This window comes from Mesorhizobium sp. NZP2077 (assembly GCF_013170805.1).
Lineage (GTDB): Bacteria > Pseudomonadota > Alphaproteobacteria > Rhizobiales > Rhizobiaceae > Mesorhizobium.
Window position 1 is genome coordinate 3,765,561 of the sequence record NZ_CP051293.1, and the last position, 24,315, is coordinate 3,789,875.

A 24,315-nucleotide genomic window follows, 5' to 3' on the forward strand; every position below is an offset into this window, starting at 1 on the left:
GGCAAGGCATGGCACGAGTCAGCCGGAATTCGGCGGAACGGATTCACACAGGACGAATTGACAGGGGCCGTGCGTTCGTGGTCCGGAGGCGCGGTGAGCTATCGGGAAAGCAGGAATGACAGAAGTACGGCCTAAAACGCCGCCGACCTACGAGCAGTTGAGAACGATGTCCGGGCAGGAGCTCGGTGTCTCGGAATGGACCACGGTCGACCAGAACCGTATCAACCAGTTCGCCGAATGCACCGGCGACCATCAATGGATTCATGTCGATCCCGAACGGGCGCGGCGGCAAAGCCCGTTCCGCACGACGATCGCGCATGGCTATCTGACGCTGTCGATCATCGGCGCGCTGGCGCTCGGTATGGGGATCGTGCCGGAAAACACCCAGGCCGCCTTCAACTATGGCTTCGACAAGGTGCGTTTCCTGGCGCCGGTCAAGGTCGGCGCGCGCATCAGGCTGCGCACGGTCCTGCTTTCCATGGAAGACAGAGGCCCCGGCCAGTATCTGATGAAGGCAGCCAACACGGTCGAGATCGAAGGCGAGGAAAAGCCTGCACTGATAGCTGAAACGCTGGTCATGCTTTATGAACGCCGCAAACGGGCAGGGGCCTGAGAGCCTGTTTGGAAATTCTACTCTGGCGGCCATCTGATGGCGTTTTCTGCGCTTCCCCGTTCTACTGCGTTCGCAGTGGAACTGAGCTCACGGACCAAATGTCCGCTGCGCTACGGTTCTCGAAACCACCACCATATGACTCGCCAGAGCGAATTTCGAAACAGCCTCTGCGCGGCGTCTAATGGACATTATGCTTCCATCGCCAAGCAGGTCGTGCCTCATGAAACCGTGGGTTCCACACGACCGGCTACGCGGGCCGAGAGCAGCGCGAGGACCAGCGCTACCAGCGCCAGCGCCGTTGCTGTCTGAAAGGTGACCTGCATTCCGCGGGCCGCAGCCTCGGAACTCAGAAGCTGCTGACCGATTCCTTGCCGAGCACCGGCCGATGCAACCGCGAATATAGCGCCCATCAAGGATGCGCCGGTGATGAGGCCGAGATTGCGCGACAGGTTGAGCAGGCCTGATATGACGCCCCGTTCGCCGGCAGCGATACCGGTCATCACGGCAGCATTGTTGGAGGTCTGGAACAGGGCATAGCCGAAACAGGTGACGGTGATGGGAACGACATAGCTGGCAATGCCGAGCCTCGTCATGGCCAGCGACAGCAGGAATGTGCCGATGGCGAGGCTGAACAGCCCGGCGACCATCATCCTGTGGGCTCCTAAGCGATCAGTAAGCCGTCCGGCCAACAGCGCTGACAGGGTCGAGACGAGCGGCCCGGTCGAAAGCACCACGCCGACCATCGCGGCATCGAGCCCCAGCCCGCGCGACAGATAGAACGGGGCGACCACCAGGGTCGCCATCATCACCGTGGCGACGATCAGGCTCATGGCCAGACTGGCGCTGAGCCGCGGATCCCGGAAGCTGGCAAGCTGGACCAGGGGGTTCTTCACGCTCCTCTGCGCAATGACGAATAGACCAATGCCGGCAGCGGTTGCTGCCAGCAGGCCGATGTTCAGCGCGCCGAAATTGCCCCGGCCAAGCGTCATGGCCAGCGCATATGCGGCGAGCGTCAGGGCCAGCAGGACAGTGCCTGTTGCGTCGAATTCGCCTTGAGCGGCCTGCGCGCTCTTGCTGTGGGCGGGCAAGGCACGCCAGGCGAGAGCGAAGGTCAGGAGGCCCAACGGCACATTGACGAGAAAGATCGCCCGCCAGCCGAGGCCGGCGATCAGCAGACCGCCGAGCGAGGGGCCGAGCGTCGTGCCGATCGCCGACATGGCGCCGAGCAGGCCCATGGCGCTGCCGGTCCGCTCCTTACTCACGGTTTCGGCGACAAAGGCCAGCGTCAGCGCCATCATCAGCGCCGCGCCGAGCCCTTGCACGGCCCGTGCGGCGATCAGCAGCCACAGCGTCGGCGCCAGGCCGCACAGCACCGATGCCGATGTGAACAGCGCGATGCCGCCAAGCAGCAACAGCCGGCGCCCGAACATGTCGGCCAGCCGCCCGGCGCTGACGATCAGTGTCGTGATGGCAAGGAGATAGGCCAGAACCACCCATTGCACGGCCTGGAACGACGCCCCGAACGCCTGCATCAGCGAGGGCAGCCCGACGCTGGCAATGCTGGTTCCGAGCGACGACAGCAGCGTGGCGAGCGACAGGCTTGCCAGCGCCCAGCCAACCGATTGGTTCTGTTGCGGGGCTGATATCAGCCCATCGTGATTTCGCGCGGCGACTACCATGGCGATCTCCCTTCCATTCGCTCCGGAACTGGAGCTGTCGGAGATCTAGCCCTGTGCTTGATATGGCGGAAGGCGCAGCATTTGCATCATATCCGTGCATCAAACGCCACATCATGCTAAGATCCGGGGATGACATCGCCCGATCTCAATCTGCTTTTCGCCCTCGACGTTCTGCTGGCCGAAGGCAGCGTCGCACGCGCCGCGCGCCGTCTGCGGCTCAGCCCTTCGGCGATGAGCCGGACGCTGGCGCGGCTGCGCGAGGCGACGGGCGATCCTCTGCTGGTCCGCGCCGGGCGCGGCCTGGTGGCGACGCCGCGCGCAGAGGAATTGCGCCGGCAGGTCGGCCCTGTCGTCCAGGGCGCGGAGGCGCTGCTGCGTCCTGCCGAGTTGCTTGATCCCGCAAGCCTGAACAGGGTCTTCACGCTACGCACCAATGAGGGTTTCGTCGAGGAATTCGGGCCGCCTCTCGTCGCCCGCATAGAGGCGGACGCGCCAGGGGTGCGGCTGCGTTTCGCGCCAAAATCCGACAAGGACGTGATGTCACTGCGCGACGCGGCGATTGACCTCGAAATCGGCGTTGCCGGCGAAACCGGGCCCGAAGTGCGCATCCAGGCGCTGTTTCGCGACCGTTTTATCGGCGCCGTTCGATTAGGTCATCCCTTGACCGAGGGTATTGTGACGCCCGAGCGCTATGCGGCTGGCCGGCACATCAGCGTTTCACGGCGTGGCCGCGAAAGGGGACCGATCGACGAGGCGTTGAGAGGGCTTGGCTTGCAGCGGACGGTTGTGTGCATGGTCTCGGGTTTCTCGGCCGCGCTCGCCATGGCGCGCGCCTCGGAGCTGATCGCCAGCGTGCCGGAGCGGCACACGGCTGGCGCGCGCACAGGCATGCACAGTTTTCCGCTGCCGGTCGCCACGATGGAGGTCACCATCTCCATGCTCTGGCATCCGCGTCTCGATGCCGATCCGGCACAACGCTGGCTGCGCGACTGCGTGCGGGAACTCTGTGCAGGGCGCTGAGGTCAGCGCTTTATCGCGGTTTCCAGCACCTTGAAGATCCGCTCGTCTTCGCACTGGGCGACGTTGAAGCGCAGGAAACGGCTGGCCGTTCCGGACAAGCTGAACGCATTGCCGGGCGCCAGCACGACATTGTCGGTAAGCGCGCGGCGCGCGACTTCGGCCGCGTCGACGCCATCGGGCAGGCTGCACCACAGGAACAGGCCGGCCGGCTGGTCGATCCACGGCGCGATGCCGATCGCCTTCAGCCGGGCGCCGGTCTCGGCCATGGCACGCGCCAGCTTGGCGCGCAGCAGATCCATATGCTTTCGGTAGCTGCCGTCCTTCAGCAGCGTCAGCACCAGTTCGGCCGCCAGCCGTCCGCCGCCAAAGGTGGTGGCGATCTTGAGGTCGGTCAGGCCCTCGATCCAGTCGCGGGGGGCGGCGATGAAACCGCAGCGGATCGATGCCGACAGCGTCTTGGAGAAGCTGCCGATCTGGACAACGCGGCTGAGGCCATCGAAGGCCGCCAGCCTGGGGGCAGGGGTGTGCTCGAAATCAGCGAAGATATCGTCCTCGACGATGGTCAGGTCCGACTGGTCGGCGAGCTTGAGCAGGCGATGCGCGGTGACCGGCGACAGGATCGCGCCGGTCGGGTTTTGGATGCCGGAATTGGTGATGTAGAGGCGCGGCCGGTGTTCGGCGAGCGCCTGCGCGAACAGCTCGATATCCGGCCCCGACGGCGTGTAGGGAACGCTGACGACCTTGGCGCGGTGGGCGCGCAGTAGCGCGTGGAAATTGAAATAGCAGGGGTCGTCCACCAGCACCGTGTCGCCGGGCTCGATCAGGAAGCGGCATAGGAGGTCGATGGCCTGCGTGCCCGATTCCGTCAGCATGATCTGCTCGGGCGAAACTTCGATGCCATGCCCGGCCATGCGCCGTGCCAGCAACTGCCGCAGCGGCGGCAGGCCGAGCGGCGTGCCGTAATCGGCAAGCGCGACATCGTCGGCACGAGCCACCGTGCGCAGCGCCCGGCGTAGCCCGGCTTGCGGCATCCAGGAGGCCGGCAGCCAGCCACAGCCGGGTTTCAGGGTCTCGTCGCCGGCATCCAGCGACTGGCGCGAGACCCAGAGCGGGTCGACGGCACGGTCCAGTCGGGGACCGATCTCGGCCAGGGCCAGCGGCGCCAGCGAGCCAGCGGCATAGAAGCCTGAACCCGGCCGGGAGCGGATCGTACCCTCGGCGGCGAGCCGCTCATAGGCTTCGACCACAGTGGATTTCGACACTTGCATGGATTGGGCGAAGGCGCGGATGGAGGGCAGCCGGGCGCCCGGTGTCAGGCTGCGCGCGGCGATCCGCTGGCGGATGGTCGCCATGACAGTCTCGACGAGGGTGGGGGCGCCCAGGGCCCGCGCGTCGCCCTTTTCCAAAGCGAAGTCCGTCATCCGTACTCCTCAATCTTCCATTACAGTTTCGCCGAATTGTACCTCATTGTCTCTGGCTGCGCCATGGCATCTGCCCGATAGAGGGCGAAAGATAGGGAGCCTGGAATGGACAAGACCGCGAGCGCCTGGCTGAACGGATTCATCGGCGTGTTGATCTTCTCAGGCTCGCTGCCGGCGACACGCGTGGCCGTGATGGACTTCGATCCGACATTCGTGACATCGGCCCGCGCCGCGATTGCCGGACTGCTTGGCCTGGCAATGCTGCTCTTGTTCCGGCAGAAGCGCCCGGAGCGGGGCGATCTCATGTCACTGGTGATTGTCGCACTTGGCGTGGTGGTCGGCTTTCCCTTGCTGACCGCGCTTGCGCTCAAGCACGTCACCTCCGCGCACTCGATCATCTTCGTCGGTCTGCTGCCGCTGGCAACCGCGATCTTCGGCGTGCTGCGCGGCGGCGAGCGTCCACGACCGGCGTTCTGGCTGTTTTCCTGCATCGGCAGTGCTCTGGTCGCGGGCTTCGCGCTGATGCAAGGCGTGACGGCCTCGCCGGTCGGCGATGGCCTGATGCTCGCCGCAATCGTCGTCTGCGGCCTGGGCTATGCCGAGGGCGCCGCGCTGTCGCGCAGGCTCGGTGGCTGGCAAGTGATCTGCTGGGCGCTGACGCTATCGCTGCCGATCATGCTGGTGCTGACGTTTGCGACCCTGCCGCCGTCGTTTGCCGCCGTTGGTTCTCACGCCTGGATCGGTCTGGCCTATGTTTCGCTGTTCAGCATGCTGATCGGCTTCGTCTTCTGGTATCGCGGGCTGGCGCAAGGCGGCATCGCGGCGGTCGGACAATTGCAGTTGCTGCAGCCCTTCTTCGGCCTGGCGCTCGCGGCGACGCTGCTGCACGAGCAGGTCAGCCCGCTGATGGTGGTTGTTACGCTCGGCGTGGTCGCGTGTGTGTTTGGCGCGAAGAAGTTCGCGCGGTAGCCTCCCGCCCTAAAACTTCGTCACCACCCCAATGCCGATGCCCTCAAAACCGCCCATCGCCATCAGCGCCGCGGGCGCTTCGTCGAGGCTGATCTTCTTGCCGACCAGCAGTTCAGGCTTGAGCTTGCCATTGCGGATCATCTCCATCATCGCCTGGTAGCGATAGGCCTGTATGCCGTGGCTGCCGAGGATTTCGAGTTCGAAGGCGATGACCTTGTCCATCGGCACTTGCGGGCGGGCGTGTTCGCCCAGCATCAGGCCGACCTGTACATGGCGGCCGCGGCGGCGCAGATTGGCGATCGAGTTGAACGAGGTGGTGGGGTGGCCGAGCGCGTCCATCGACATATGCGCGCCGCCATTGGTGATCTGCTTGACGGCCTTGACCACATTCGGCGTCGTCGACGCATTGATGGTCGCCACGGCGCCGATCTTTTTGGCGAATTCCAGTTTCTCGTCGGTGAGATCGATGGCAATGACATTGGCGCCCATCGAGCTGGCGATCATGATCGCCGACAGGCCGACCCCGCCGCAGCCATGCACCGCCACCCATTCGCCGGGCTTGACCCGCCCCTGGTCGACGATGGCGCGAAACGAGGTGACGAAGCGGCAGCCGAGGCTGGCGGCTGTGGCGTATTCCATCTCCTCGGGCAGGCGTACCAGATTGGTGTCGGCATGCTCGATGCCGACATATTCGGCGAACGAGCCCCAGCCGGTGAAGCCGGGCTGCGTCTGGTGTTCGCAGACCTGGTGGTTGCCCGAGTTGCATTCGAAGCAGCGGCCGCAGCCGACGGCGAACGGCACCGTCACGCGGTCGCCGGCCTTCCAGCGGCTCACCTGTTTGCCGGCGGCGACGACGACGCCTGCCAGCTCATGGCCCGGGACGTGCGGCAAGGTGATGCCGTCATCATGGCCCATCCAGCCATGCCAGTCGCTACGGCACAGCCCGGTCGCCTCGACCTTGATGACGACGCCATCGGCCGCCGGCTTCGGGTCGGCGACGGTCTGGATCGTCGGCGCTTCGCCGAATTTCTCGAAGACGACGGCTTTCATCTGTAACTCCACGCTGCGCCCAGTATGGGGAAACGATAGCCGATTCCCTGTCCGGTCAAGCGGAAATCGATTCCGCCAGACATGCTGCTCTGGATGCTGATGCTGCGTGGACCAATGAAGACTTACTCCGCATCGATCTGGTTCTGCGGTGCTGCTTTCTTGAAGGCCGGCAGCGCCATGCAGGCGGCGTTGATGCGGGTGATCGTCGGGTAGGGCACCAGGTCGACGCCGAATCGGGCGTTGCTGGTGATCTGCGCCGCCAGGCAGATATCGGCGAGCCCCGGCGCTTCGCCATGGCAGAATGTTCCGGTCTGAGGCGAGGACGCGAGTATCTTTTCAAGCGGCTGAAAACCTCCGTTCACCCAGTGGCGGAACCAGTTGGTGATGTCCTGGTCGCCGGCGCCGAACAAAGTGCGCAGCGAGGTCAGCACGCGCAGATTGTTCACCGGATGGATATCGCATGCGATCATCTGCGCCAGCATTCTCACGCGCGCCCGGCCAAGTGCGTCCTTCGGCAGCAGTGGCGGCACGGGCTGGATCTCGTCGAGATATTCGATGATCGCCAGCGACTGCGTCAAAAGCGTGCCGTCGTTAAGCACCAATGCCGGCACCAGCCCCTGCGGATTGACCGCGAGATAGGCCGGTTCCAGATGGTCGCCGTGGCGCAGATGATGCGGGACGTAGTCATAGCTCAGCCCCTTCATCTCCAGCGCGATCCGCACCCGGTAGGAGGTGGAGGAACGGTAGTAGTTGTGCAGGACGATGTCGCTCATGGCTTTGTCGTTCACGATTGGGGCTGGCCGATCGTCACTTCGATCGTGCCGATGCCGTCGACGCCGCCGGTCATCGTCTCGCCCGGCTTGACCGCGCCGACACCGGCCGGCGTGCCGGTGAAGATCAGGTCGCCGGCCTGCAATTCGACGCCCTCGCTGCAGATCGAGACGATGTCGGCGATTGGCCAGATCAGTTCGGTGAGGTCTGCGTCCTGCCTGACCTTGCCGTCAACGGCGAGCCAGATGCGCCCTTTCGTCGGATGGCCGGTCTTTTGTGCAGGAACCAGCGGGCCGCATGGGGCGGAGCGGTCGAACGCCTTCGACCAGTCCCAGGGCCGCGCCGCCTTCTTGGCCTCGTCCTGGAGGTCGCGGCGGGTGAGGTCGATGCCGACGGCATAGCCCCAGACGTGATCCAGCGCGCGGTCACGCGCAATGCGGAAGCCGGGCTTTCCGATCGCGGCCACTAGTTCGATTTCATGGTGCAGATTGGCCGTCAGCGGCGGGTAGGGGACCACGGTGCCGGAATCGACCACCGCGTCGGCCGGCTTGGTGAAGAAGAAGGGCGGATCGCGCTCATCATTGCCGAATTCGCGCGCGTGCGCCGCATAGTTGCGGCCGACGCAGAAAATACGCCGCACGGCAAATCGCTCGGCCGAGCCGCTGATGGCGACGGAAGGCGTTGGCGGCACGGGAAGGATGAAGGCGGTCATTGTGGTCTCTGCGTTCGGGATGATGGCGGCACCTTCGACCGATTTCGGGAACCGGGCAAGGCGTCGCTTTTCATAAAGCAAAGGCTTTGCCGGGGCTGCACAAGGAATTCAGGGTTCCCATCACTTTTGCAGCAGTGCATCCTATCAACTGGCGATAGACTATTTGCCAATAATCCGGCCATGGTCACAGGACTATGGTGTGGCGGGTAAACCGGAACGAGCCACATGACAGTATCCAATGATCGCGCCCGGTTCCTGATCATCGATGACCATCCGCTGTTTCGCGAGGCGCTGCACAGCGCGGTGCAGATGGCCTATCCGGAAGTCGATACGGTCGAGGCGCGCTCGATCGCCGAGGCGCTCGATCTGCTGGCAGGGATAAAGCCGTTCGATTTGGCGCTGCTCGATCTCAACATGCCCGACGTGCATGGCTTTGACGGGCTGCTGCAGCTCAGGACGCGCTATCCCCGGCTGCCGGTGGTTATCGTCTCAGGCTACGAGGAACCGCGGATCATTTCTGAGGCCTTGTCCTATGGTGCTGCCGGCTTCATCCCGAAATCGGCGCGCAAGAGTGACCTGGCCGCCGCCATCCGCTCGGTGATGGATGGCGCGATCTATGTGCCGGAAACCTATGAAGGCCAGCCGGCGGACGCCGACAGCATCGACCGCGCCGACATGGTCCAGCGGCTGTCCAAGCTGACGCCGCAGCAGCTGCGCGTGCTGCAGATGCTGCGCCAGGGCCTGCTCAACAAGCAGATCGCCTATGAGCTGCAGGTCGGCGAGACCACGGTGAAGGCGCATGTCTCGGAGATCTTGCGCAAGCTCAACGTGTACAGCCGCACGCAGGCGGTGATCGAGGTTTCGAAGCTGGACAATGCGGAGCTGTTTCGGGATCAGGCGGGGTTTTGATCTTTTACCCTCCCCCTTGTGCGAAGGGTATGGAGGTTAAGCCAGCAAATGCGCCAGCAGCGCCCTGAGCTGCGCCGGCTTGAGCGGTTTGCGCATCAGTTCGATGCCGCCGGCACGCGCTGCCTTGGCGACGGCTTCGGAACTGTCGGCGGTGACGATCAGCGCCGGCACGGCGCGGCCGAGATAGTCGCGGACTTCCGATATGGTGGCGGTGCCGAGATCGCCGCCGTCGAGATGCTGGTCGGCAATGACGATGTCGGGCACCCAGTCGGTGTCGCCGAGCAGGTCCAGCGCATCGTCGGTCGAGGTCGCGGACCGCACTAGGCACTGCCAGCGCTCGAGAAGGAAGGTCATGGCCTCCAGCACCTCGATGTCGTTCTCGACCAGCAGCACCTTGGTGCCGAACAGGCCGTAGCCGCGCGAGCGCTCCAGGCTGGTGGCGCTGGCGATGGCGTCGGCGGGCGCGCCGATGCCGACGGGGACATCGATGTGGAAGATCGTGCCGCGCCCGACCTTCGACGAGAAGGTCACGGGATGGCCAAGCGCGCCGGCCATACGGCGCACGATGGCAAGCCCGAGCCCAAGACCGCCGCCGTCCGACTCCGCATTGGACGACGGAGTGCCGCGGTGGAACTCCTCGAACACCGCCTCGCGCTGGTCCTCGGGAATGCCGCAGCCGGTATCGGCGACATCGATGCGGATGGTGTCGCCGCGATGTCTGGTGCCGACCAGGACGCCACCCGAACGGGTATAGCCCAGCGCGTTGGAGAGGATGTTCTGCAGGATGCGGCGCAGCAGCGTCCGGTCGGAGCGGACCACGGCATTGACCGGCCGGAATTTCAGCGACAGTCGCTTCATTTCCGCGACCGGCTGGAAATCCGAGCGCAGCGACGAGAACAGCGCTTCCAGGCTGACGTCGCCGATATCGGGCTGCACCACGCCGGCGTCGAGCTTGGAAATGTCGAGCAAGGTGCGCAGCAGGTCCTCCATCGTTTCCAGCGAACGCTCGACCTGCCGCACCAGCTTCCTGCCTTCGTCGCTGGTCTGTACCTCGGCGAGCGCCGAGACGGAGAGGTGGGCCGCGTTCAGCGGCTGCAGCACGTCATGGCTGGCGGCGGCGAGAAACCTTGTCTTGGACAGGTTCGCCAGCTCGGCATTTTCCTTGGCAGCGCTGAGATCGATGTTGGACTGCTCCAGCCGGCGCAGCGTCGAATGCAGTTCCTCGGTGCGCGTGCGCACGCGGTTCTCGAGCGAGATCGCGGTCTGGAACAACGAGAAGGCGTTGCCTTGCTGGTCCATCGAGCGCTCGACGCGGCTGACCAGGGCGGCGTTGATCTTCTTCAGCTTTTCGAGGTCGTTTATGTCCTTGAGCGGCATCCTGTTATTCTGACGCCCCTATTCCGCCGCTTGCCGTTCACCAAAGGCAATGCCGGTGAAGGTCTGGTTCAGATGCATCGACCGGTACTGTTCGCCATAAGTGCCGAAGCCGATGACATTGTTGACCCGGTAGAGCTCCGAAATGTCACGAAAGACCTGCCGGTTGCGTGCATCGAGCCGGCGCAGCACGCAGTCGAAGCCGAGGATCAGGTCGATGCCGCCCAGTCGGTCTTCGACCTCGCGCAGGGCCGCGCGCGTCGATTCCACCATGTCCTTGGGCTGGGCGATCGACAGCACGACGCCGTCGTCGATGGCGCAGAAGAAGGACAGCGAGCCATCCGCGTGCATCCTCTGGATCGAGCGGCAGTAATATTCGCCGCCCACCTTCACCACCACCGGATGCGAGGCGAAGCTCAGCGGCGTCAGGGTCTGCGGCATGATGCCGACGGAAGCGGCATATTCCACCGCCGCATTGGTGGCGTTGAACTCGCGCACGATACGGTGATCGGCATCGGACGCGGTCACCACCAGCTTCTCGTCGGTCGGAACGAAATTGTCGGTCTTGAAGACGTGGAACGGAATTTCCGTTGATATCAGCACGATGATGGCGCTGTCCGAGGTGACCCTGCCATTCGAGATCAGGCGCGTCGTCTCGAATTTCAAATCGTCGCCGGCCGAGCCGCCGAGCAGCGGTATGTCGTCAAGACCCCAGTGGATGGCTGAACTGACCGCTTCCTCGGCATAGGACAGACCATCGATGAAGCAGAGCGCGAAGGTGTTGCCGGCCTGCTCGCAGCCGAGCCGGCCGCGTAGCGTGCGCCGCAAGGCCTCGACTTCGCCGGTGATCCTGTCCATGCCCGATGAGGACAAATTGTCGACCATGGTGCTGACCGCGGTGAACGATGCCGAGGGAAGCAGCATCGCCAGCATGTGGCCTTCCTCGAGCCCCTGCGGTGTGATCTCGCCGGCCGTGGAGCAGCCGGCATGGTGGAGCGCCGGCGCGTAGGCGCAGAGTGCGCGCGACAGGGCACCGGCCTCGACGAGGCTCTGGGAAAAGAACACGAGGGCAAAGCCGGCGTTGATTGCGGCGGCCTCGCTGGCTACCGCGCGTGCGAAAACGTCCGGGTCGGGCTCGTCCGTGGTCAGCGCCGACAAGCCGCAGGCGTAGCGCGTCGTTGAACTGGTCAGCGGCGTTCCCCCGCATTTCCTCCGACGCTGTTTTGTGCGCTGTTTTTACAAGCTTCTGGCGCGCGGGCGTCGAAGGGTATTGTTGCTTCCAATAGGCGTTTTGGCAATGGGGCGACGGGAATGCGCCTTTGGCCTTGGCCGTGACCGAAAGTACAATGATCCGCCTTTTCCGTCGCGCTGTTTTTTGTGCGTTGTGCGGTGTACGAATAACGCATGGCCGAAGTGCCAGCGGCGCGTCGGCAGCGTGATGACCAAGGTTGATACCCAGGGAGGATTCATGTCTGATATTTCGTTGATGGTGAACGGGAGAAGGGTCAGCGGGGCCGCTGAGGACCGAACGCTGCTGGTTCACTTCCTGCGCGAGAATCTCGGCCTGACCGGCACGCATGTCGGCTGCGACACCTCGCAATGCGGGGCCTGCGTCGTCCATGTCGACGGCAAGGCGGTGAAGTCTTGCACCATGCTCGCGGTGCAGGCGTCCGGCTCGAGCGTGGTGACGATCGAAGGTCTCGCCAATGGCGCCGATCTGCATCCCGTGCAGGCTGCCTTCAAGGAACATCACGGCCTGCAATGCGGCTTCTGCACGCCAGGCATGATCATGACGGCAACCGACATGATCGCCCGCCATCCCGAGGGCCTCGACGAGGCGACGGTGCGGGCCGAACTGGAAGGCAACATCTGCCGCTGCACCGGCTACCACAACATCGTCAAGGCGATCCTCGCCGCATCGAAGACGATGTCGAAGGGGGCCGCCAAGGCCAAAGCGAAACAAGCTGCTTAAACGAGGCAGTAGGGCAGTAAGGCAGTAGGGCAGTAGGGAACCGGACCAATTTTTCCCTACTGCCGTACTGCCTTGCTCACCTACTCCCCTACAATCTCGGGAGGAATTTCTGATGGGCATTGAAGGTGTTGGCGCTCGGGTCGCGCGCAAGGAAGACAAAAGGTTCATCACCGGCGCCGGCCGCTATGTCGACGACATGGTGGTTCCCGGCATGAAGCACGCGGCCTTCGTGCGCAGTCCGCACGCGCATGCGCAGATCAAGAAGATCGACGTCAAGAAGGCGCAAGGCATGCCCGGTGTCATCGGCGTGCTGACCGGCAAGGAGCTCAAGGTCGACGGTATCGGCAACCTTATCTGCGGCTGGATGATCCATTCCAAGGATGGTTCGCCGATGAAGATGGGCGCCTGGTCGCCACTGGCCTTCGACAAGGTGCGCTATGTCGGCGACGCGGTGGTCATCGTGGTCGCCGAGACCAAGGGCCAGGCACGCGATGCGGCCGAGGCGGTCGAGATCACCTACAAGGAATTGAAGGCTGTCGTCGACGCTTCCAAAGCAATGGACAAGGGCGCGCCGCAGATCCATCCGGAGGCCGAAAACAACCTGATCTTCGACTGGGACATCGGCAATGCCGACGACACCGCCGCTGCGTTCAAGAAGGCAGCCCATGTCATCAAGATGGACATCATCAACAACCGGCTGGTTCCCAATGCCATGGAGCCGCGCGCGGCTCTCGGCCATTATGACAAGGCCGAGGACCACTACACCTGCTGGACGACGTCGCAGAACCCGCATGTCGCGCGGCTGGTGATGAGCGCCTTCTACAATGTCGCGCCGGAAAACAAACTGCGCGTCATCGCGCCGGATGTCGGCGGCGGCTTTGGCTCGAAGATCTATATCTATCCGGAAGAGATCGTCTGCCTGTGGGCCTCGAAGAAGACGGGCGTTCCGGTGAAATGGGTGGCTGACCGCACCGAAAGCTTCCTCACCGACGCGCATGGCCGCGACCACCACACCCATGCCGAAATGGCTTTCGATGCGGACCACAGGATTCTTGGCCTCAAGGTCGAAACAAAAGCCAATCTCGGCGCCTACATGTCACTGTTCTCGTCGGCGACCCCGACCTATCTCTACGCGACGCTGCTGTCGGGCCAGTACAATATCCCGGCGATCCACGCGAGTGTGAAGGCGATCTACACCAACACCGCGCCCGTCGATGCCTATCGCGGGGCAGGGCGGCCGGAAGCAACTTTCGTCATGGAACGCATGATGGAAACCGCCGCGCGCCAGTTCGGCCTATCGCCCGCGGATCTGCGGCGCAAGAACTTCATCACGGCGTTTCCGCACCAGACGCCGGTCATCATGTGCTATGACGCCGGCGACTATGGGGCCTCGCTCGACGCGGCCATGAAAGCTTCGGACTATGCCGGCTTTGCCAAGCGCAAGGCTGCCGCCGCCAAGAAGGGGCTGCTGCGCGGGATCGGCATGAGCTGCTACATCGAAGCCTGCGGCATCGCGCCATCGGCGGCGGTCGGCTCGCTTGGCGCCGGTGTCGGCCTGTGGGAATCGGCGGAAGTGCGGGTCAATGCCGTCGGCACGATCGAGGTGCTGACCGGCTCGCACAGCCATGGCCAGGGCCACGAGACGACGTTCGCGCAATTGGTCAACGAGCGTTTTGGCGTGCCGATCGATTCGGTTTCGATCGTCCATGGCGACACCGACAAGGTGCAGATGGGCATGGGCACTTACGGTTCGCGCTCAGGTGCGGTCGGCATGTCGGCGATCGTCAAGGCGCTCGACAAGGTCGAGGCCAAGGCCAAGAAGATCGCCGCCCACCTGCTCGAAGCCGACGAGGGTGACATCGTCATTGAGAACGGCGCGCTGAAGGTCGCCGGTACCGACAAGAACGTGCCGTGGTTCCAGGTGGCGCTTGCCGCCTATACCGCCCACAATCTGCCGGCAGGGATGGAGCCCGGGCTGAAGGAAACGGCCTTTTACGATCCGTCGAACTTCACCTTCCCGGCGGGCTGCTACATCTGCGAAGTCGAGGTCGATCCGGAGACCGGAACGACCGAGATCGTCCAGTTCGTGGCGGCCGATGATTTCGGCAACATCATCAATCCGATGATCGTTGAAGGCCAGGTGCATGGCGGCATCGCGCAAGGCGTCGGCCAGGCGCTGCTGGAAGGCGCCCACTATGACGCCAGCGGCCAACTGCTGACAGCGAGCTACATGGACTACACCATGCCGCGCGCCGGCGACCTGCCGTCGTTCAAGGTTTCGACCTCGAACACGCCATGCCCGGGCAATCCGCTCGGCATCAAGGGCTGCGGCGAGGCCGGCGCCATCGGCTCACCGCCGGCGGTGATCAACGCCATTACCGATGCCATCGGCAGCAACGATCTCGCCATGCCAGCATCGCCGTCCACCGTGTGGGCAGCGATCCGCGCCGCGACGAAGCACTGAGGAGGAACAACCATGTACTCGGTCAACTATCACCGCGCCGCCTCGGTCGCTGATGCCGCCAAGCTCGTGAAGAGCGGCGACGCCAAGCTGCTCTCCGGCGGCATGACCTTGATCCCCGCCATGAAGACGCGGCTGGCGGCCCCCTCCGACCTTGTTGATCTGTCACGCATCAAGGATCTGCAGGGGATAAAAGTGTCGGGCAAGACGGTCACCATCGGTGCCGCCACCACGCATTTCGACGTCGCCAATGACGAGAAGCTGCAGAAGGCCTGTCCAGCGCTTGCCCATCTGGCGTCGCTGATCGGTGACCCGGCGGTGCGCCACAAGGGCACGATCGGCGGTTCGATCGCCAACAACGATCCGGCGGCGGACTATCCGGCCGCACTGCTGGCGCTGGGCGCCACCATCATCACCAACAAGCGTCAGATACCGGCCGACAAGTTCTTCAAGGGACTGTTCGAAACCTCATTGAAGGATGGCGAGATCGTCACGGCGGTTACCTTCACCGCACCAGCAAAGGCGGCGTACGAAAAATTCCGCAACCCGGCCTCGCGCTACGCGATCGTCGGCGTGTTCGTGGCCAAGGGCAAGGATGGCGTCAGCGTCGCCGTCACCGGTGCCGGCGACGAGGGTGTCTTCCGCTCTAAGGAGATCGAGGCGGCCCTTGCGAAGAATTTCGATGCTGCATCGCTTGCCGGCGTGAAAGTGCCGGCGAAGAACCTGATGAGCGACATCCACGCTTCCGCCGACTATCGCGCCAATCTGATCACGGTCATGGCCAAGCGTGCGGTGGCAGCAGCCAACGCCTGACAGCATCAGTTGCCGACATGGAAAGGGGCCGTATCGGCCCCTTTTTCGTGTGCGGTAAGCTGGAGCCGTGCGGCTCTTGAAGGAAATGCCGTCGCGCGACCGGTCCTTTGCTTCAAGCAATTCCGGCAGCTTGCTGCCCAAGGACTGCTTCAGCGGCAATCTCGCACTTGCACAAACTGATATTGCACTGCAATATGAACTTGGGCGGGAATGCGAGCCGGGTTCGGAGAATGTATCGCCGTGCCCTTTCGCATGCCAATGCAAGGGATCGGCATGTCCGAAATTTCCGCGACAGATGTGGTTCCGTCCCGATCCGCCGTCGACAGATCGGTCCGGACGAGACTGGTCTATCTCGATGGCTGGCGCGGCTTGTCGATCGCCCTGGTGCTGATCGGGCATTTCTTTCCGCTGCCCGGAATCAATCTCGGCGTGCTGGGTGTCGAATTCTTTTTCGTGCTCAGCGGCCGGCTGATGGGCGAAATCCTGTTCATCGAACGCTATCCGCTGAAGAAGTTCTTCAAACGCCGTTTCTCGCGCATCTACCCGGCACTTCTGGTCTTCGTCGTCGTTGCCATGGTCGCGCTCTCCGGCACGTTCATCGCCTTCAAATGGAAGGCGGCGCTGACGGCGCTGACATTCACCTACAACTACGCCGGTATCCTAGTCACCCGTGCCGGGGCGCTGGACCATATCTGGTCGCTCTGCGTCGAGGAGCATGCCTACATCATCCTGGCGCTGATCAGCGCGCTCGTCTCCAGTCGCAACCGCGTCATCCCGCTGCTGCTGGCGCTGGCCTTGCTCGCCATGGCAAACGGCGCGATTTCGTACTGGGTGTTCAAGCTGGACTACGAGGCCACTTACTGGCGCACCGATGTGCACATCGCCTCGATCCTGCTGTCGGCTTCGATCTGCCTGCTCAAGGCCGAGGGCCGGCTGCCGGCCGTGCTGAAGGGCCCTTATGTCGCCCTGGCAGCGGCAATTGCCGCGGTCCTGCTGTTCATGGACCCGGTCCCGACGCCGATCCACTATCTCCTGGCGGTGCCGCTGCTGGCGCTGGCCGTCAACGCGCTCGATTTCAGCACGCCGATTTTTTCCAATTTGCTGTCGTCCTGGCCAATGGCGACGTTGGGCCTGTGGTCATACTCGCTCTATCTGTGGCAGCAGCCGTTCTACAAATTCGTCTACGAGCAAGGCAGCAACCCATGGCCGATGCTGGCCGGGGTTTTTGCCTGCGCGCTCTGCAGCTACTACCTCGTCGAGCGCCCGGCGCGCGAATGGTTGAACCGCAATTGGTGAATGCCATCGGCATCGTCAGGCAGAGGCAATGTTTTTCCGCGCCCCGAGATAGCGCCGCAGGCCGGCTTCGCCGCGCGGCGTTGTCCAGCGATGGTTCCAGGCGAAGGCCGGCCGCAGCAGTGGTGCCAGGAATTTGAGGATCGGCCTCTCGACCGTGACCTGCCAGGTCAACTGGACATGGGTGCCGGTGCCCGACAGCGACAGTTCGGCCCGCCACAACCCGTCGAAGTCGCCAAAGGTTTTCACCACCACCAGCCGGCCGGGTTCGAGTTCGGCGGCCTCGATGATGAAGTTCAGTTCGTAGGGCAGGGCGCCGCGCGCCCGTGCCCTTGCCCGTGAACCGACCGACGCCTTGCCGTTGCCGTCGAGCGGCACCACTTCCTTGTAGACGTCGCCCCACCACAGCGGCAGCAATTCGGCGTCGGAGAGCACGTCCCACACTTGCCGAGGCGTGCCTTCGGGAATCTGCCAGCTTTCGTCGAAGCGGAAGACGTTGCTTGGCATGGCGGTTCCTCCAGTTGGCGGAACCTATATTAGACGTGGCTTCTTTGTGTAGCCAGCGCCACAGAATTAGGCGACGATCTGCTTGACGTAGTAGCGCACCGCTTTCTTGCCGCCATGGATCACCGCGTCGCCGACCTCTGCAAAACCGAGGGCGGCGTGGAAGGCGTCGGAGGCAGGGTTGGGCGGGTCGGCATTGACCTCGCAAGTGACCAGCGTGTGGCCGGCGCGTTCGGCATGCTCGAACAGGTCCTGATAAAGCCGGCGAGCATGGCCGCGGCCCCGTGCGTGCGCCGCCACGACGACGCGGTCGACATAGACGAAGCTGATGTAGCGTTCGCGGAACCAGACGAAGTTCGGGCTGTCGTAGTTCGCTTCCTGGTCGAAGGTCATGATGAAGGCTTCGAGATCGCCGATGCGCCGCGCATAGAATGCCTCGCCGAGCAGGAACGACAGCCGCTCGGCTTCGAGCCAGGACAGTTCCGCGGCATGCTCGTTGTTGAGCGCCAGTATGTCGGCTTCGTCGTCTGGCGCTATGCGGTCTATCTCAGAGGTCATGCCTTGGCCGCCGTGATCGTCGCCGCCACCAGCGGTGTGTCGGTCAAAGTGTTGCGGTATTCGCGATCGAGATCGGAGCCGCCCATGCCGACCTTGGGATTGCGGTAGCGCATGGCGCTCGGCACGTCCTTCAGTGCGGCGAAATGCATTTCGGCCAGCCCGGTCTTTCCGCGCACCTCGGCGATGTTGGCAAGATCGAGCCCGCCGCAACCGAGGATGATGATGCGGTCGCCGGCCTGACGCACCAGATCGGCCAGCAACGGCAGGCCTTCGATCGCGGTGTCGCGCTGGCCGCTGGTCAGCACGCGGCCGACCTTGCAGCGGATCAGCGCTTCCAGCGCCTCGGCCGGATCGCGCGTCATGTCGAAGGCGCGGTGGCAGGTGACGTTCAGAGGGCCAGCGGCTTGCGTCAGTTCGCCCATGCGCTTCTCGTCGATGGTGCCGTCGGCGTTCAGGCAGCCGAACACCACGCCGGGCACGCCGAGATCGCGGAGTGCGGCGACATCGGCGAGCATCGAGCGGTACTCGGTCTCGCTGTAGAGAAAATCGCCGCCGCGCGGCCGCACCATGACGTGAAACGGCACCGTTGCCTGATCCAGCGCGGCGCGCACCGTGCCGAGGCTCGGAGTGATGCCGCCTTCGACGAGACTGGCGCAGAGTTCGACCCGGTCGGCGCCGGCCGCCTGCGCGGCGAGCAGGCCATCGATGCCTTCGACACAGATTTCGATCAGCGGCGGGCGGGTTTCTGTGGTCAAGGGGCGATCCAGTTCATGATATTTCCGACAGCCCTAGCACCCGGGCGGCTGGCGCGAAAGCGTGATCGGTGGTCCGCCATTTGGACCAGATGACATTTCCCGGCTTGACAGTATTATAACTTAATGGTTATGAGTTAACCCATAGCCATACGGTTATAGATTGACCGTTGGCGGCGGTGGCAGCCGAAAATTCCATCAGCTGAAAACCTGGATGCGCTGTCTCCGGGCTCGGCAAAGCACGTCCTCGAATGGAGAAAGACCATGCAAGCGAGAATCAAGAATCCGGTGATGCTGATCCCCGGCGCCCTGCAGGCGCTGCTGGCGCTGGACAAGTCGACGGAGGCGGCCGACGTGCCTAATGTGACGCGCAAGCTCATTCATCTGCGCGCCAGCCAGATCAACAATTGCGCCCTTTGCGTCGACATGCACGCGCGCGAACTGAAGAAGGCCGGCGAGAAGGACGAGCGCATCTTTGCGCTGGCCGCATGGCGCGAGACGCCATACTTCACCGATGCCGAACGGGCAGCCCTGGCGCTGGCGGAGGCCGGCACGAGGCTCGCCGACCGCCCGGACGCCGTGCCAGACGATGTCTGGGACGAAGCCGCCCGGCACTATGACGAAAAGGCGCTTGCCGCGCTGGTTGTCCAGATCGCCCTGATCAACGCGTTCAACCGGCTGAACGCGACGACCCGACAGATGGTTGGCGCCTGGGGCTGAGCGCCGGGTTCGAGTTCTTTGCGGAGCAGGTATCGGCTATGGCGGGAAGGCGGGCGGCACATTGCCTTCCTGCCTTCGGGGCGTTGGCGGCTACTGGCGCAATTCCGTATTCTTGGCGCCTTGCTCGACCTGATCGATGACCAGGAGCTTGACCGGACCATCGCCGATATTGGTGGCCTGATGCCACTGCCCGATCATTTCGATGATGAAATCGCCTGTTTTGTAGGTGTTGCTGTTGCCGGTCTCGACATTGGTGACCTTCAGCGTTCCGGCCTCGACATAAGCGTAGCGCGGGAAGGGGTGCCTGTGCACCGGCAAGGTTGCGCCGACCGCGATGTCATAGGTCGACACCAGCACCTGCACGTTCTTCTGCGGCAGCGTGATCGGCTGGCCAGACGCGGTGGTCGTGCGCGATGCCAGCGGGGTGACGACGACCGGCGTACTGCTGCTGTCCAACGCCAGAGCGCAATTTGCATAAAGTGCAGCGGCGGCCAGCAGTGCCCAAACCAGGATTTTGCGCATGATTCCTCTCTGAACCGCCGCATCTATCGCGCGGCGGATATCCAAGCGCAAGCGGGAGCGACGCGCGACGTTCCAATGACTGGCTCCATCGATCCTCCAAGCCTTCCTTCATATCCCGCCTCCTCCGCTCGACCGGGTTCGGGCCATGTTCATTGCGACATGGTCGTGCGGCCAGGCGGAAAGCATCTTCAACGGTTCGATCTGCCGGCGACTAAGTTCGGTCAGTTTATCACCTTCGTCCGGAGACAGGGCTGGTTCTACCACGGCCTTCGGCGTTGCCGGATTTGACGCAGCGCAATGCGGAATCAGATCGACTGCCCTAAAAAGTTGCCTTCAGTCGTAGGAACTCGGACATGATGTTTGATGCAATGACCAAACGCGCGGTGGTAGGCACAACAGTCTCCTTTCCGCCCATAGGGGCCGTCGCTGCAGCGGAAAAGATTTTTGCTGCAAACTCGAACGAAAGTCCCATCTTGGCGAGGTTCCGGCGCTGGGAGGCACTGATGAGTTCGATCTCCCTGGACATTTCCGACCGGGATCTGAAACGCGCCTATCAAGACATGTCCGAGATCGTGCAGGCCATGCTTGCCATCCCGGCTACAAATACGCACGAGTTCGCGGCGCAGTTCCTGGTTGTTTGCAGCGGTGATGGGATCGAACACCCGTCAGCCGCCCGACAGCTCCATGCCCACGCGCAAACCTTATTCGGAATGGCGTAGGAATGACCGTCATGTTGCAAAGCGTTTGAAGTTTTTGGCTCCCCGGGCCGGATTCGAACCAGCGACCAACCGGTTAACAGAGGGTTTCTAATGCGATTTTCTGGATCAGCGTGCGACAGCCTGAATTTCTGAAAATTCTTTTAATAACAATTAATTAGTGTCTCATCCTGTCGCGACCTGTCGCAGCCGGTATCGACAAAGCGCGTGGTTTTTTGTAGATTATTTTGTAGATCACTCACAGAACCCCGGGCAAACCGGTTGTAGCAAGATTGGTCCCTGGACAGATGCCGAAACTCGAACTCACCGACAAATTCTGCCAGGCCGCCAAGGCCGGTTCCGGCCGAAAAGCCGACTATTTCGATACGACCGTCAAAGGTCTTGTGCTGCGCGTCTCGGCGGGTGGGCAAAAGACCTGGTTCGTGGTTTACGGGCCGCCCGACAAGCGGCAATGGTTGAAGCTCGGCACCTATCCCGAGACACCGCTCGGCACCGGCAAGGGCGCTCGCCAGAAGGCCAAGGACACTCGTGCAAGCGTGCAAGACGGCGGCGACCCTGTGGCCGCCAAGAAGGCGCATGCCGCCTCGATGACCGTCTCTGATTTGGTCGAGAGCTATCTCACCCGCCGGGCATCATCGCGGCGGTCGGTCGATGAGATCGCGCGCCGGCTGCGCAAGAATGTGTCCGGCTATGATGCTGACGGAAAGAAGGTCGAGAAGGCATCATCTGGCTGCATCGGCGAGGTGAAGCTCGCGGACCTGCATCGTCGCGACATCACCAAGGCGATCGACGCGGTGAAGGATCGGGGCGCGGCCGTCGAGGCGAACCGGGTGTTCGAGGACATTCGTGCCATGATCCGATGGGGGCGCGGTCGTGGCGATCTGGACAGCAACTTGACCGAAGGTATGGCGAGGCCGACCGAAACGGTCGAGCGCGACCGCGTGCTGACGGCCGACGAGATCAAGACGATGTGGGCAGCCTTGCCCGAAGCCGACATGCGGGAAAGCACCCGCCGCATTCTGCGCCTGTGCCTGGTTACCGGACAGCGTGTTGGCGAGATCGCCGGCATGGAGCACGGCGAACTGGACTTGACACGCGGCCTTTGGACGATACCAGCCAGGCGCGCGAAGAACGGCCGCGACCATGTTGTCCCGCTGTGCGAAATGGCAATCCGAATCATGGGCGATCAGATCGCAGACGTGAAGGCGCTGTCGGAGCGCAAGGGCAGGGCGGTACCGCCTTTCGTTTTTCCTGGACCGGGCGCCCGTGCAGCCGTCACCGGCGCATCTGTCCCGAAGGCAGTGAAGCGAGAAGAGATCAGCAAGCGCGGCGTAGCAATGATCATGGGCATTGCACCGTGGACGCCGCATGACCTTCGGCGATCTGCTGCGACGGGCATGGAAGAAATCGGCATTTCGCCGTTCATCGTCGGGCAAGTGTTGAACCACGTTTCGGCGACCAAGAGTACGATCACGTCGCGGGTATATGCGCGCTACGACTATATGAGCGAGAAACGGGACGCCTTGGAGCTTTGGGCCGATCGGCTTGCCGGCATCTTTGCAGGCAAGGGCAACATCGAACCTCTGCGAGCGAAGGCAGTTGCATGAACCGGTCTGCGCAGTCGCCGTTCGCCCCCGAAACCTTCCTGCTGCTCGCCGAGGTCTTCGCGGTTGATCTTGATCCCTCTGACTGCCGCCGCAATCGAATAATTGTCGGCTAATGGACGCGCTGCCTTGCCTGCCGGGAGCTACTTCACCGATCCTACGTCCTTTCGGAACGCCGTGACAGACGCACGCCGACACCACCGCCATTTTCAGGAATGAACTCGATGCCGGCATTCTCAAGCGTTTTTTGGAGGAGGTATCGCGTTCCTGTTTGAGGAACAGAACGGTCGTTTTCGAAATTGCGAATGGTAACAGCACTCGCGCCGGAGCGGGCGGCGAGATCCTCTTGCGTCCATTTCAGCAACGCTCGTGCGGCGCGACATTGAGCAGAATCCATGTCGCAAACTGGTAATAACTCATGAAAATCGCAAGCTTTTTCGGAAAACGTTGACATCTTCTTTCTAAAAACCAATAATCCTTTCGTTTTTAGAAAGCGGCCGCACCGAATGCGCGAACACTCGACGCGGCCTCACCACAACCCAGCTGTTAGGAGCTCGGATCATGGCTGATTCCGACAATAGCATGAGTTTGTCGTTCGTCACCCCGGCGGCGCTTGCTGGCGGGCACGGCGACGGCCGCACTGGCATGGCCTTTCCAGTTAAAGTCGCGGGCCGCCGAACTGACGGACGACAGCAGTGCGGCCGATCCTGCTCTTCGTCTGTGTGGGAACTGGCAAAAGATCCACGATGAGACACTGGCGTTGTGCCGCGAACAGCAGCGGTTGGAGACATACCTCGCCAGGACGGTCGGCTTTCCCTGCGCCAAGGTGCGGCTTGCCGATGGTACGGACGTGACACTCCATTCCATCGAGAGCCTGAACGATGCCTACTCTCCTGAAAACGAAGTCGAATGGGGCAGGGCGCTCGCGGATTTCGCGGCGCACCAGGCGCGCTGGGACGCTGCTGATGCTGAGATCGGCTATTCGAGCACAGACGAACTGATCCGGCAATCGGAAACAGCCGAAAGCGCACTTTTGGATGATCTACCGCAGACAGCGGCCACGTCCATCGAAGGCATATTTGCCAAGCTCAAGGTCATCCTGCGTGACGGTGAGCACTGGGAACATCCAGACGATTTCCCCTGGCCGCATATCCGATCTGTGCTGGATGACCTCGCCGCCACCACAAATATCGATCCGGCGACGATTGCCAGATCGATTGGGCAACCGTTAGTTGACAGCCCCTCATAGGCGGTGAGGAAGAAGTCTGCCTCGAAGTAGGCCTGATCGGTGGCCGCTGTCACGGCCGCTGCGCTGAGCGCTTGCTGTGTCAGTCTCAGGGGCGGCGACCGATCCGGCGTGGGCTGGGAAAGCAGATAAGCGGCCAGTTGTGTGCGGTTCGATCCAAAGTTGCCCTGCTTGAGTAACCCATCTTGGTGGGCGAGGCCGACTATCGCTCCTGGTTTGCCGTGTTCGTTCGCCTCGGCGATGGTCCTAATGGACATGGTCCACATGGGTTCAAGCAATTGCCTCGCCGCCGTGACCGCTGCGTCTCGATGAAGCCCAGCTTTCCGCGCAGTTGTGCATCACTCTCATCACAACTTGTCGCCCTGGTCTTGCGGACGCCACGAGAGGGGATTGGTGATCCAGCGACTGATGTCGGATTCGTGCCAGCCTGCACCGTGGATACTGATCTGTATCTGGCGTGGAAAGGTGCCTTCGGCGATCTTGCGATAGATCGTGGACCGAGACAGGCCGGTCCGGAAAAGGACGGTTTTCAGGCGGATGATCCGGTCTGGTTCAGGCATGGTCGCACTGCCTCTTGCTGGTTGGTTCTGATTGCTCCTGATCCAGAGACGACAGGTACTTGCGTACGCGCAAGAG

General features: G+C 62.9%; 25 protein-coding genes. 12 read left to right on the forward strand and 13 right to left on the reverse strand.

Going from position 1 to position 24,315, the window contains the following annotated elements:
- The first annotated feature begins 115 nt into the window (after window positions 1–115).
- Window positions 116–613 (forward strand): MaoC family dehydratase, encoded by a 498-nt coding sequence (locus HGP13_RS18670; RefSeq protein ID WP_172228030.1) that lies wholly within the window; start codon window positions 116–118, stop codon window positions 611–613.
- Window positions 614–831: 218 nt separating this feature from the next.
- On the opposite strand, the gene HGP13_RS18675 is transcribed toward HGP13_RS18670, so the two are convergent.
- Window positions 832–2,292, reverse strand: coding sequence for an MFS transporter (locus HGP13_RS18675; protein ID WP_172228032.1), 1,461 nt, complete (start codon window positions 2,290–2,292; stop codon window positions 832–834).
- Between the two features lie 129 nt (window positions 2,293–2,421).
- On the opposite strand from HGP13_RS18675, the gene HGP13_RS18680 reads away from it, so the two are divergent.
- On the forward strand, window positions 2,422–3,312 hold the full coding sequence (locus HGP13_RS18680; protein ID WP_172228034.1) for a LysR family transcriptional regulator: 891 nt from the start codon (window positions 2,422–2,424) through the stop codon (window positions 3,310–3,312).
- A 2-nt stretch (window positions 3,313–3,314) separates the two neighbouring features.
- Here the strand turns inward: HGP13_RS18680 and HGP13_RS18685 are convergent, their stop codons facing one another.
- On the reverse strand, window positions 3,315–4,733 hold the full coding sequence (locus HGP13_RS18685; protein WP_172228036.1) for a PLP-dependent aminotransferase family protein: 1,419 nt from the start codon (window positions 4,731–4,733) through the stop codon (window positions 3,315–3,317).
- A gap of 105 nt (window positions 4,734–4,838) precedes the next feature.
- Between HGP13_RS18685 and HGP13_RS18690 the strand changes: the two genes are divergently transcribed.
- Entirely contained in the window at window positions 4,839–5,702 is an 864-nt protein-coding gene (locus HGP13_RS18690) for a DMT family transporter (RefSeq protein ID WP_172228038.1), read from the forward strand.
- Window positions 5,703–5,711: 9 nt separating this feature from the next.
- Here HGP13_RS18690 and HGP13_RS18695 read toward each other — a convergent pair whose 3' ends face one another.
- The 3 genes from HGP13_RS18695 to HGP13_RS18705 form a co-directional block, all read right to left on the reverse strand.
- Window positions 5,712–6,752, reverse strand: coding sequence for a zinc-dependent alcohol dehydrogenase family protein (locus HGP13_RS18695; RefSeq protein ID WP_172228041.1), 1,041 nt, complete (start codon window positions 6,750–6,752; stop codon window positions 5,712–5,714).
- A gap of 122 nt (window positions 6,753–6,874) precedes the next feature.
- Window positions 6,875–7,525, reverse strand: coding sequence for a maleylacetoacetate isomerase (maiA, locus tag HGP13_RS18700; protein WP_172228065.1), 651 nt, complete (start codon window positions 7,523–7,525; stop codon window positions 6,875–6,877).
- Window positions 7,526–7,536: 11 nt separating this feature from the next.
- Window positions 7,537–8,235, reverse strand: a complete 699-nt coding sequence (locus HGP13_RS18705; protein ID WP_172228067.1) for a fumarylacetoacetate hydrolase family protein — start codon at window positions 8,233–8,235, stop codon at window positions 7,537–7,539.
- A gap of 225 nt (window positions 8,236–8,460) precedes the next feature.
- Between HGP13_RS18705 and HGP13_RS18710 the strand changes: the two genes are divergently transcribed.
- The gene (locus tag HGP13_RS18710; RefSeq protein ID WP_027043803.1) at window positions 8,461–9,144 is read left to right on the forward strand and encodes a response regulator transcription factor; all 684 of its coding nucleotides are present in this window, start codon (window positions 8,461–8,463) and stop codon (window positions 9,142–9,144) included.
- Between the two features lie 36 nt (window positions 9,145–9,180).
- On the opposite strand, the gene HGP13_RS18715 is transcribed toward HGP13_RS18710, so the two are convergent.
- Entirely contained in the window at window positions 9,181–10,521 is a 1,341-nt protein-coding gene (locus HGP13_RS18715; protein ID WP_172228069.1) for a hybrid sensor histidine kinase/response regulator, read from the reverse strand.
- Between the two features lie 18 nt (window positions 10,522–10,539).
- Window positions 10,540–11,676 carry an FIST signal transduction protein gene (locus tag HGP13_RS18720; RefSeq protein ID WP_172228071.1) on the reverse strand — a complete coding sequence of 379 codons (1,137 nt, stop codon included), beginning with the start codon at window positions 11,674–11,676 and terminating at the stop codon, window positions 10,540–10,542.
- Window positions 11,677–11,986: 310 nt separating this feature from the next.
- On the opposite strand from HGP13_RS18720, the gene HGP13_RS18725 reads away from it, so the two are divergent.
- From HGP13_RS18725 to HGP13_RS18740, 4 genes are all read left to right on the forward strand, one after another.
- Window positions 11,987–12,490 carry a (2Fe-2S)-binding protein gene (locus HGP13_RS18725; RefSeq protein WP_172228073.1) on the forward strand — a complete coding sequence of 168 codons (504 nt, stop codon included), beginning with the start codon at window positions 11,987–11,989 and terminating at the stop codon, window positions 12,488–12,490.
- Between the two features lie 112 nt (window positions 12,491–12,602).
- Window positions 12,603–14,954 (forward strand): xanthine dehydrogenase family protein molybdopterin-binding subunit, encoded by a 2,352-nt coding sequence (locus HGP13_RS18730; RefSeq protein WP_172228075.1) that lies wholly within the window; start codon window positions 12,603–12,605, stop codon window positions 14,952–14,954.
- A gap of 12 nt (window positions 14,955–14,966) precedes the next feature.
- On the forward strand, window positions 14,967–15,764 hold the full coding sequence (locus HGP13_RS18735) for a xanthine dehydrogenase family protein subunit M (protein WP_172228077.1): 798 nt from the start codon (window positions 14,967–14,969) through the stop codon (window positions 15,762–15,764).
- Between the two features lie 273 nt (window positions 15,765–16,037).
- On the forward strand, window positions 16,038–17,060 hold the full coding sequence (locus HGP13_RS18740; protein ID WP_172228079.1) for an acyltransferase: 1,023 nt from the start codon (window positions 16,038–16,040) through the stop codon (window positions 17,058–17,060).
- 15 nt (window positions 17,061–17,075) lie between these two features.
- On the opposite strand, the gene HGP13_RS18745 is transcribed toward HGP13_RS18740, so the two are convergent.
- The 3 genes from HGP13_RS18745 to HGP13_RS18755 form a co-directional block, all read right to left on the reverse strand.
- A complete protein-coding gene (locus HGP13_RS18745) occupies window positions 17,076–17,564 on the reverse strand; it encodes an SRPBCC family protein (RefSeq protein WP_172228081.1) in 489 nt (162 codons plus the stop codon).
- Between the two features lie 66 nt (window positions 17,565–17,630).
- Entirely contained in the window at window positions 17,631–18,119 is a 489-nt protein-coding gene (locus HGP13_RS18750; RefSeq protein ID WP_172228083.1) for a GNAT family N-acetyltransferase, read from the reverse strand.
- On the reverse strand, window positions 18,116–18,874 hold the full coding sequence (locus HGP13_RS18755) for a copper homeostasis protein CutC (protein ID WP_246707052.1): 759 nt from the start codon (window positions 18,872–18,874) through the stop codon (window positions 18,116–18,118). Before HGP13_RS18755 ends, HGP13_RS18750 begins: the two co-directional genes overlap by 4 nt.
- A gap of 261 nt (window positions 18,875–19,135) precedes the next feature.
- On the opposite strand from HGP13_RS18755, the gene HGP13_RS18760 reads away from it, so the two are divergent.
- Window positions 19,136–19,591 carry a carboxymuconolactone decarboxylase family protein gene (locus tag HGP13_RS18760; protein ID WP_172228085.1) on the forward strand — a complete coding sequence of 152 codons (456 nt, stop codon included), beginning with the start codon at window positions 19,136–19,138 and terminating at the stop codon, window positions 19,589–19,591.
- A gap of 90 nt (window positions 19,592–19,681) precedes the next feature.
- Here HGP13_RS18760 and HGP13_RS18765 read toward each other — a convergent pair whose 3' ends face one another.
- Entirely contained in the window at window positions 19,682–20,113 is a 432-nt protein-coding gene (locus tag HGP13_RS18765) for a cupin domain-containing protein (protein ID WP_172228087.1), read from the reverse strand.
- Between the two features lie 353 nt (window positions 20,114–20,466).
- Here HGP13_RS18765 and HGP13_RS18770 point away from each other — a divergent pair, with 353 nt between their 5' ends.
- Both HGP13_RS18770 and HGP13_RS18775 read left to right on the forward strand, forming a co-directional pair.
- Window positions 20,467–20,832: a hypothetical protein gene (locus tag HGP13_RS18770; RefSeq protein ID WP_172228089.1), complete on the forward strand. Its 366-nt coding sequence runs from the start codon at window positions 20,467–20,469 to the stop codon at window positions 20,830–20,832.
- Between the two features lie 284 nt (window positions 20,833–21,116).
- Window positions 21,117–22,436: a site-specific integrase gene (locus HGP13_RS18775; RefSeq protein WP_172228091.1), complete on the forward strand. Its 1,320-nt coding sequence runs from the start codon at window positions 21,117–21,119 to the stop codon at window positions 22,434–22,436.
- A 154-nt stretch (window positions 22,437–22,590) separates the two neighbouring features.
- On the opposite strand, the gene HGP13_RS18780 is transcribed toward HGP13_RS18775, so the two are convergent.
- Entirely contained in the window at window positions 22,591–22,887 is a 297-nt protein-coding gene (locus HGP13_RS18780) for a helix-turn-helix transcriptional regulator (RefSeq protein WP_246707053.1), read from the reverse strand.
- A 159-nt stretch (window positions 22,888–23,046) separates the two neighbouring features.
- Here HGP13_RS18780 and HGP13_RS18785 point away from each other — a divergent pair, with 159 nt between their 5' ends.
- Window positions 23,047–23,682 (forward strand): hypothetical protein, encoded by a 636-nt coding sequence (locus tag HGP13_RS18785; protein WP_172228093.1) that lies wholly within the window; start codon window positions 23,047–23,049, stop codon window positions 23,680–23,682.
- A gap of 344 nt (window positions 23,683–24,026) precedes the next feature.
- Here the strand turns inward: HGP13_RS18785 and HGP13_RS18790 are convergent, their stop codons facing one another.
- Window positions 24,027–24,239, reverse strand: coding sequence for an AlpA family phage regulatory protein (locus tag HGP13_RS18790; protein ID WP_140623337.1), 213 nt, complete (start codon window positions 24,237–24,239; stop codon window positions 24,027–24,029).
- Between the last annotated feature and the right edge of the window lie 76 nt (window positions 24,240–24,315).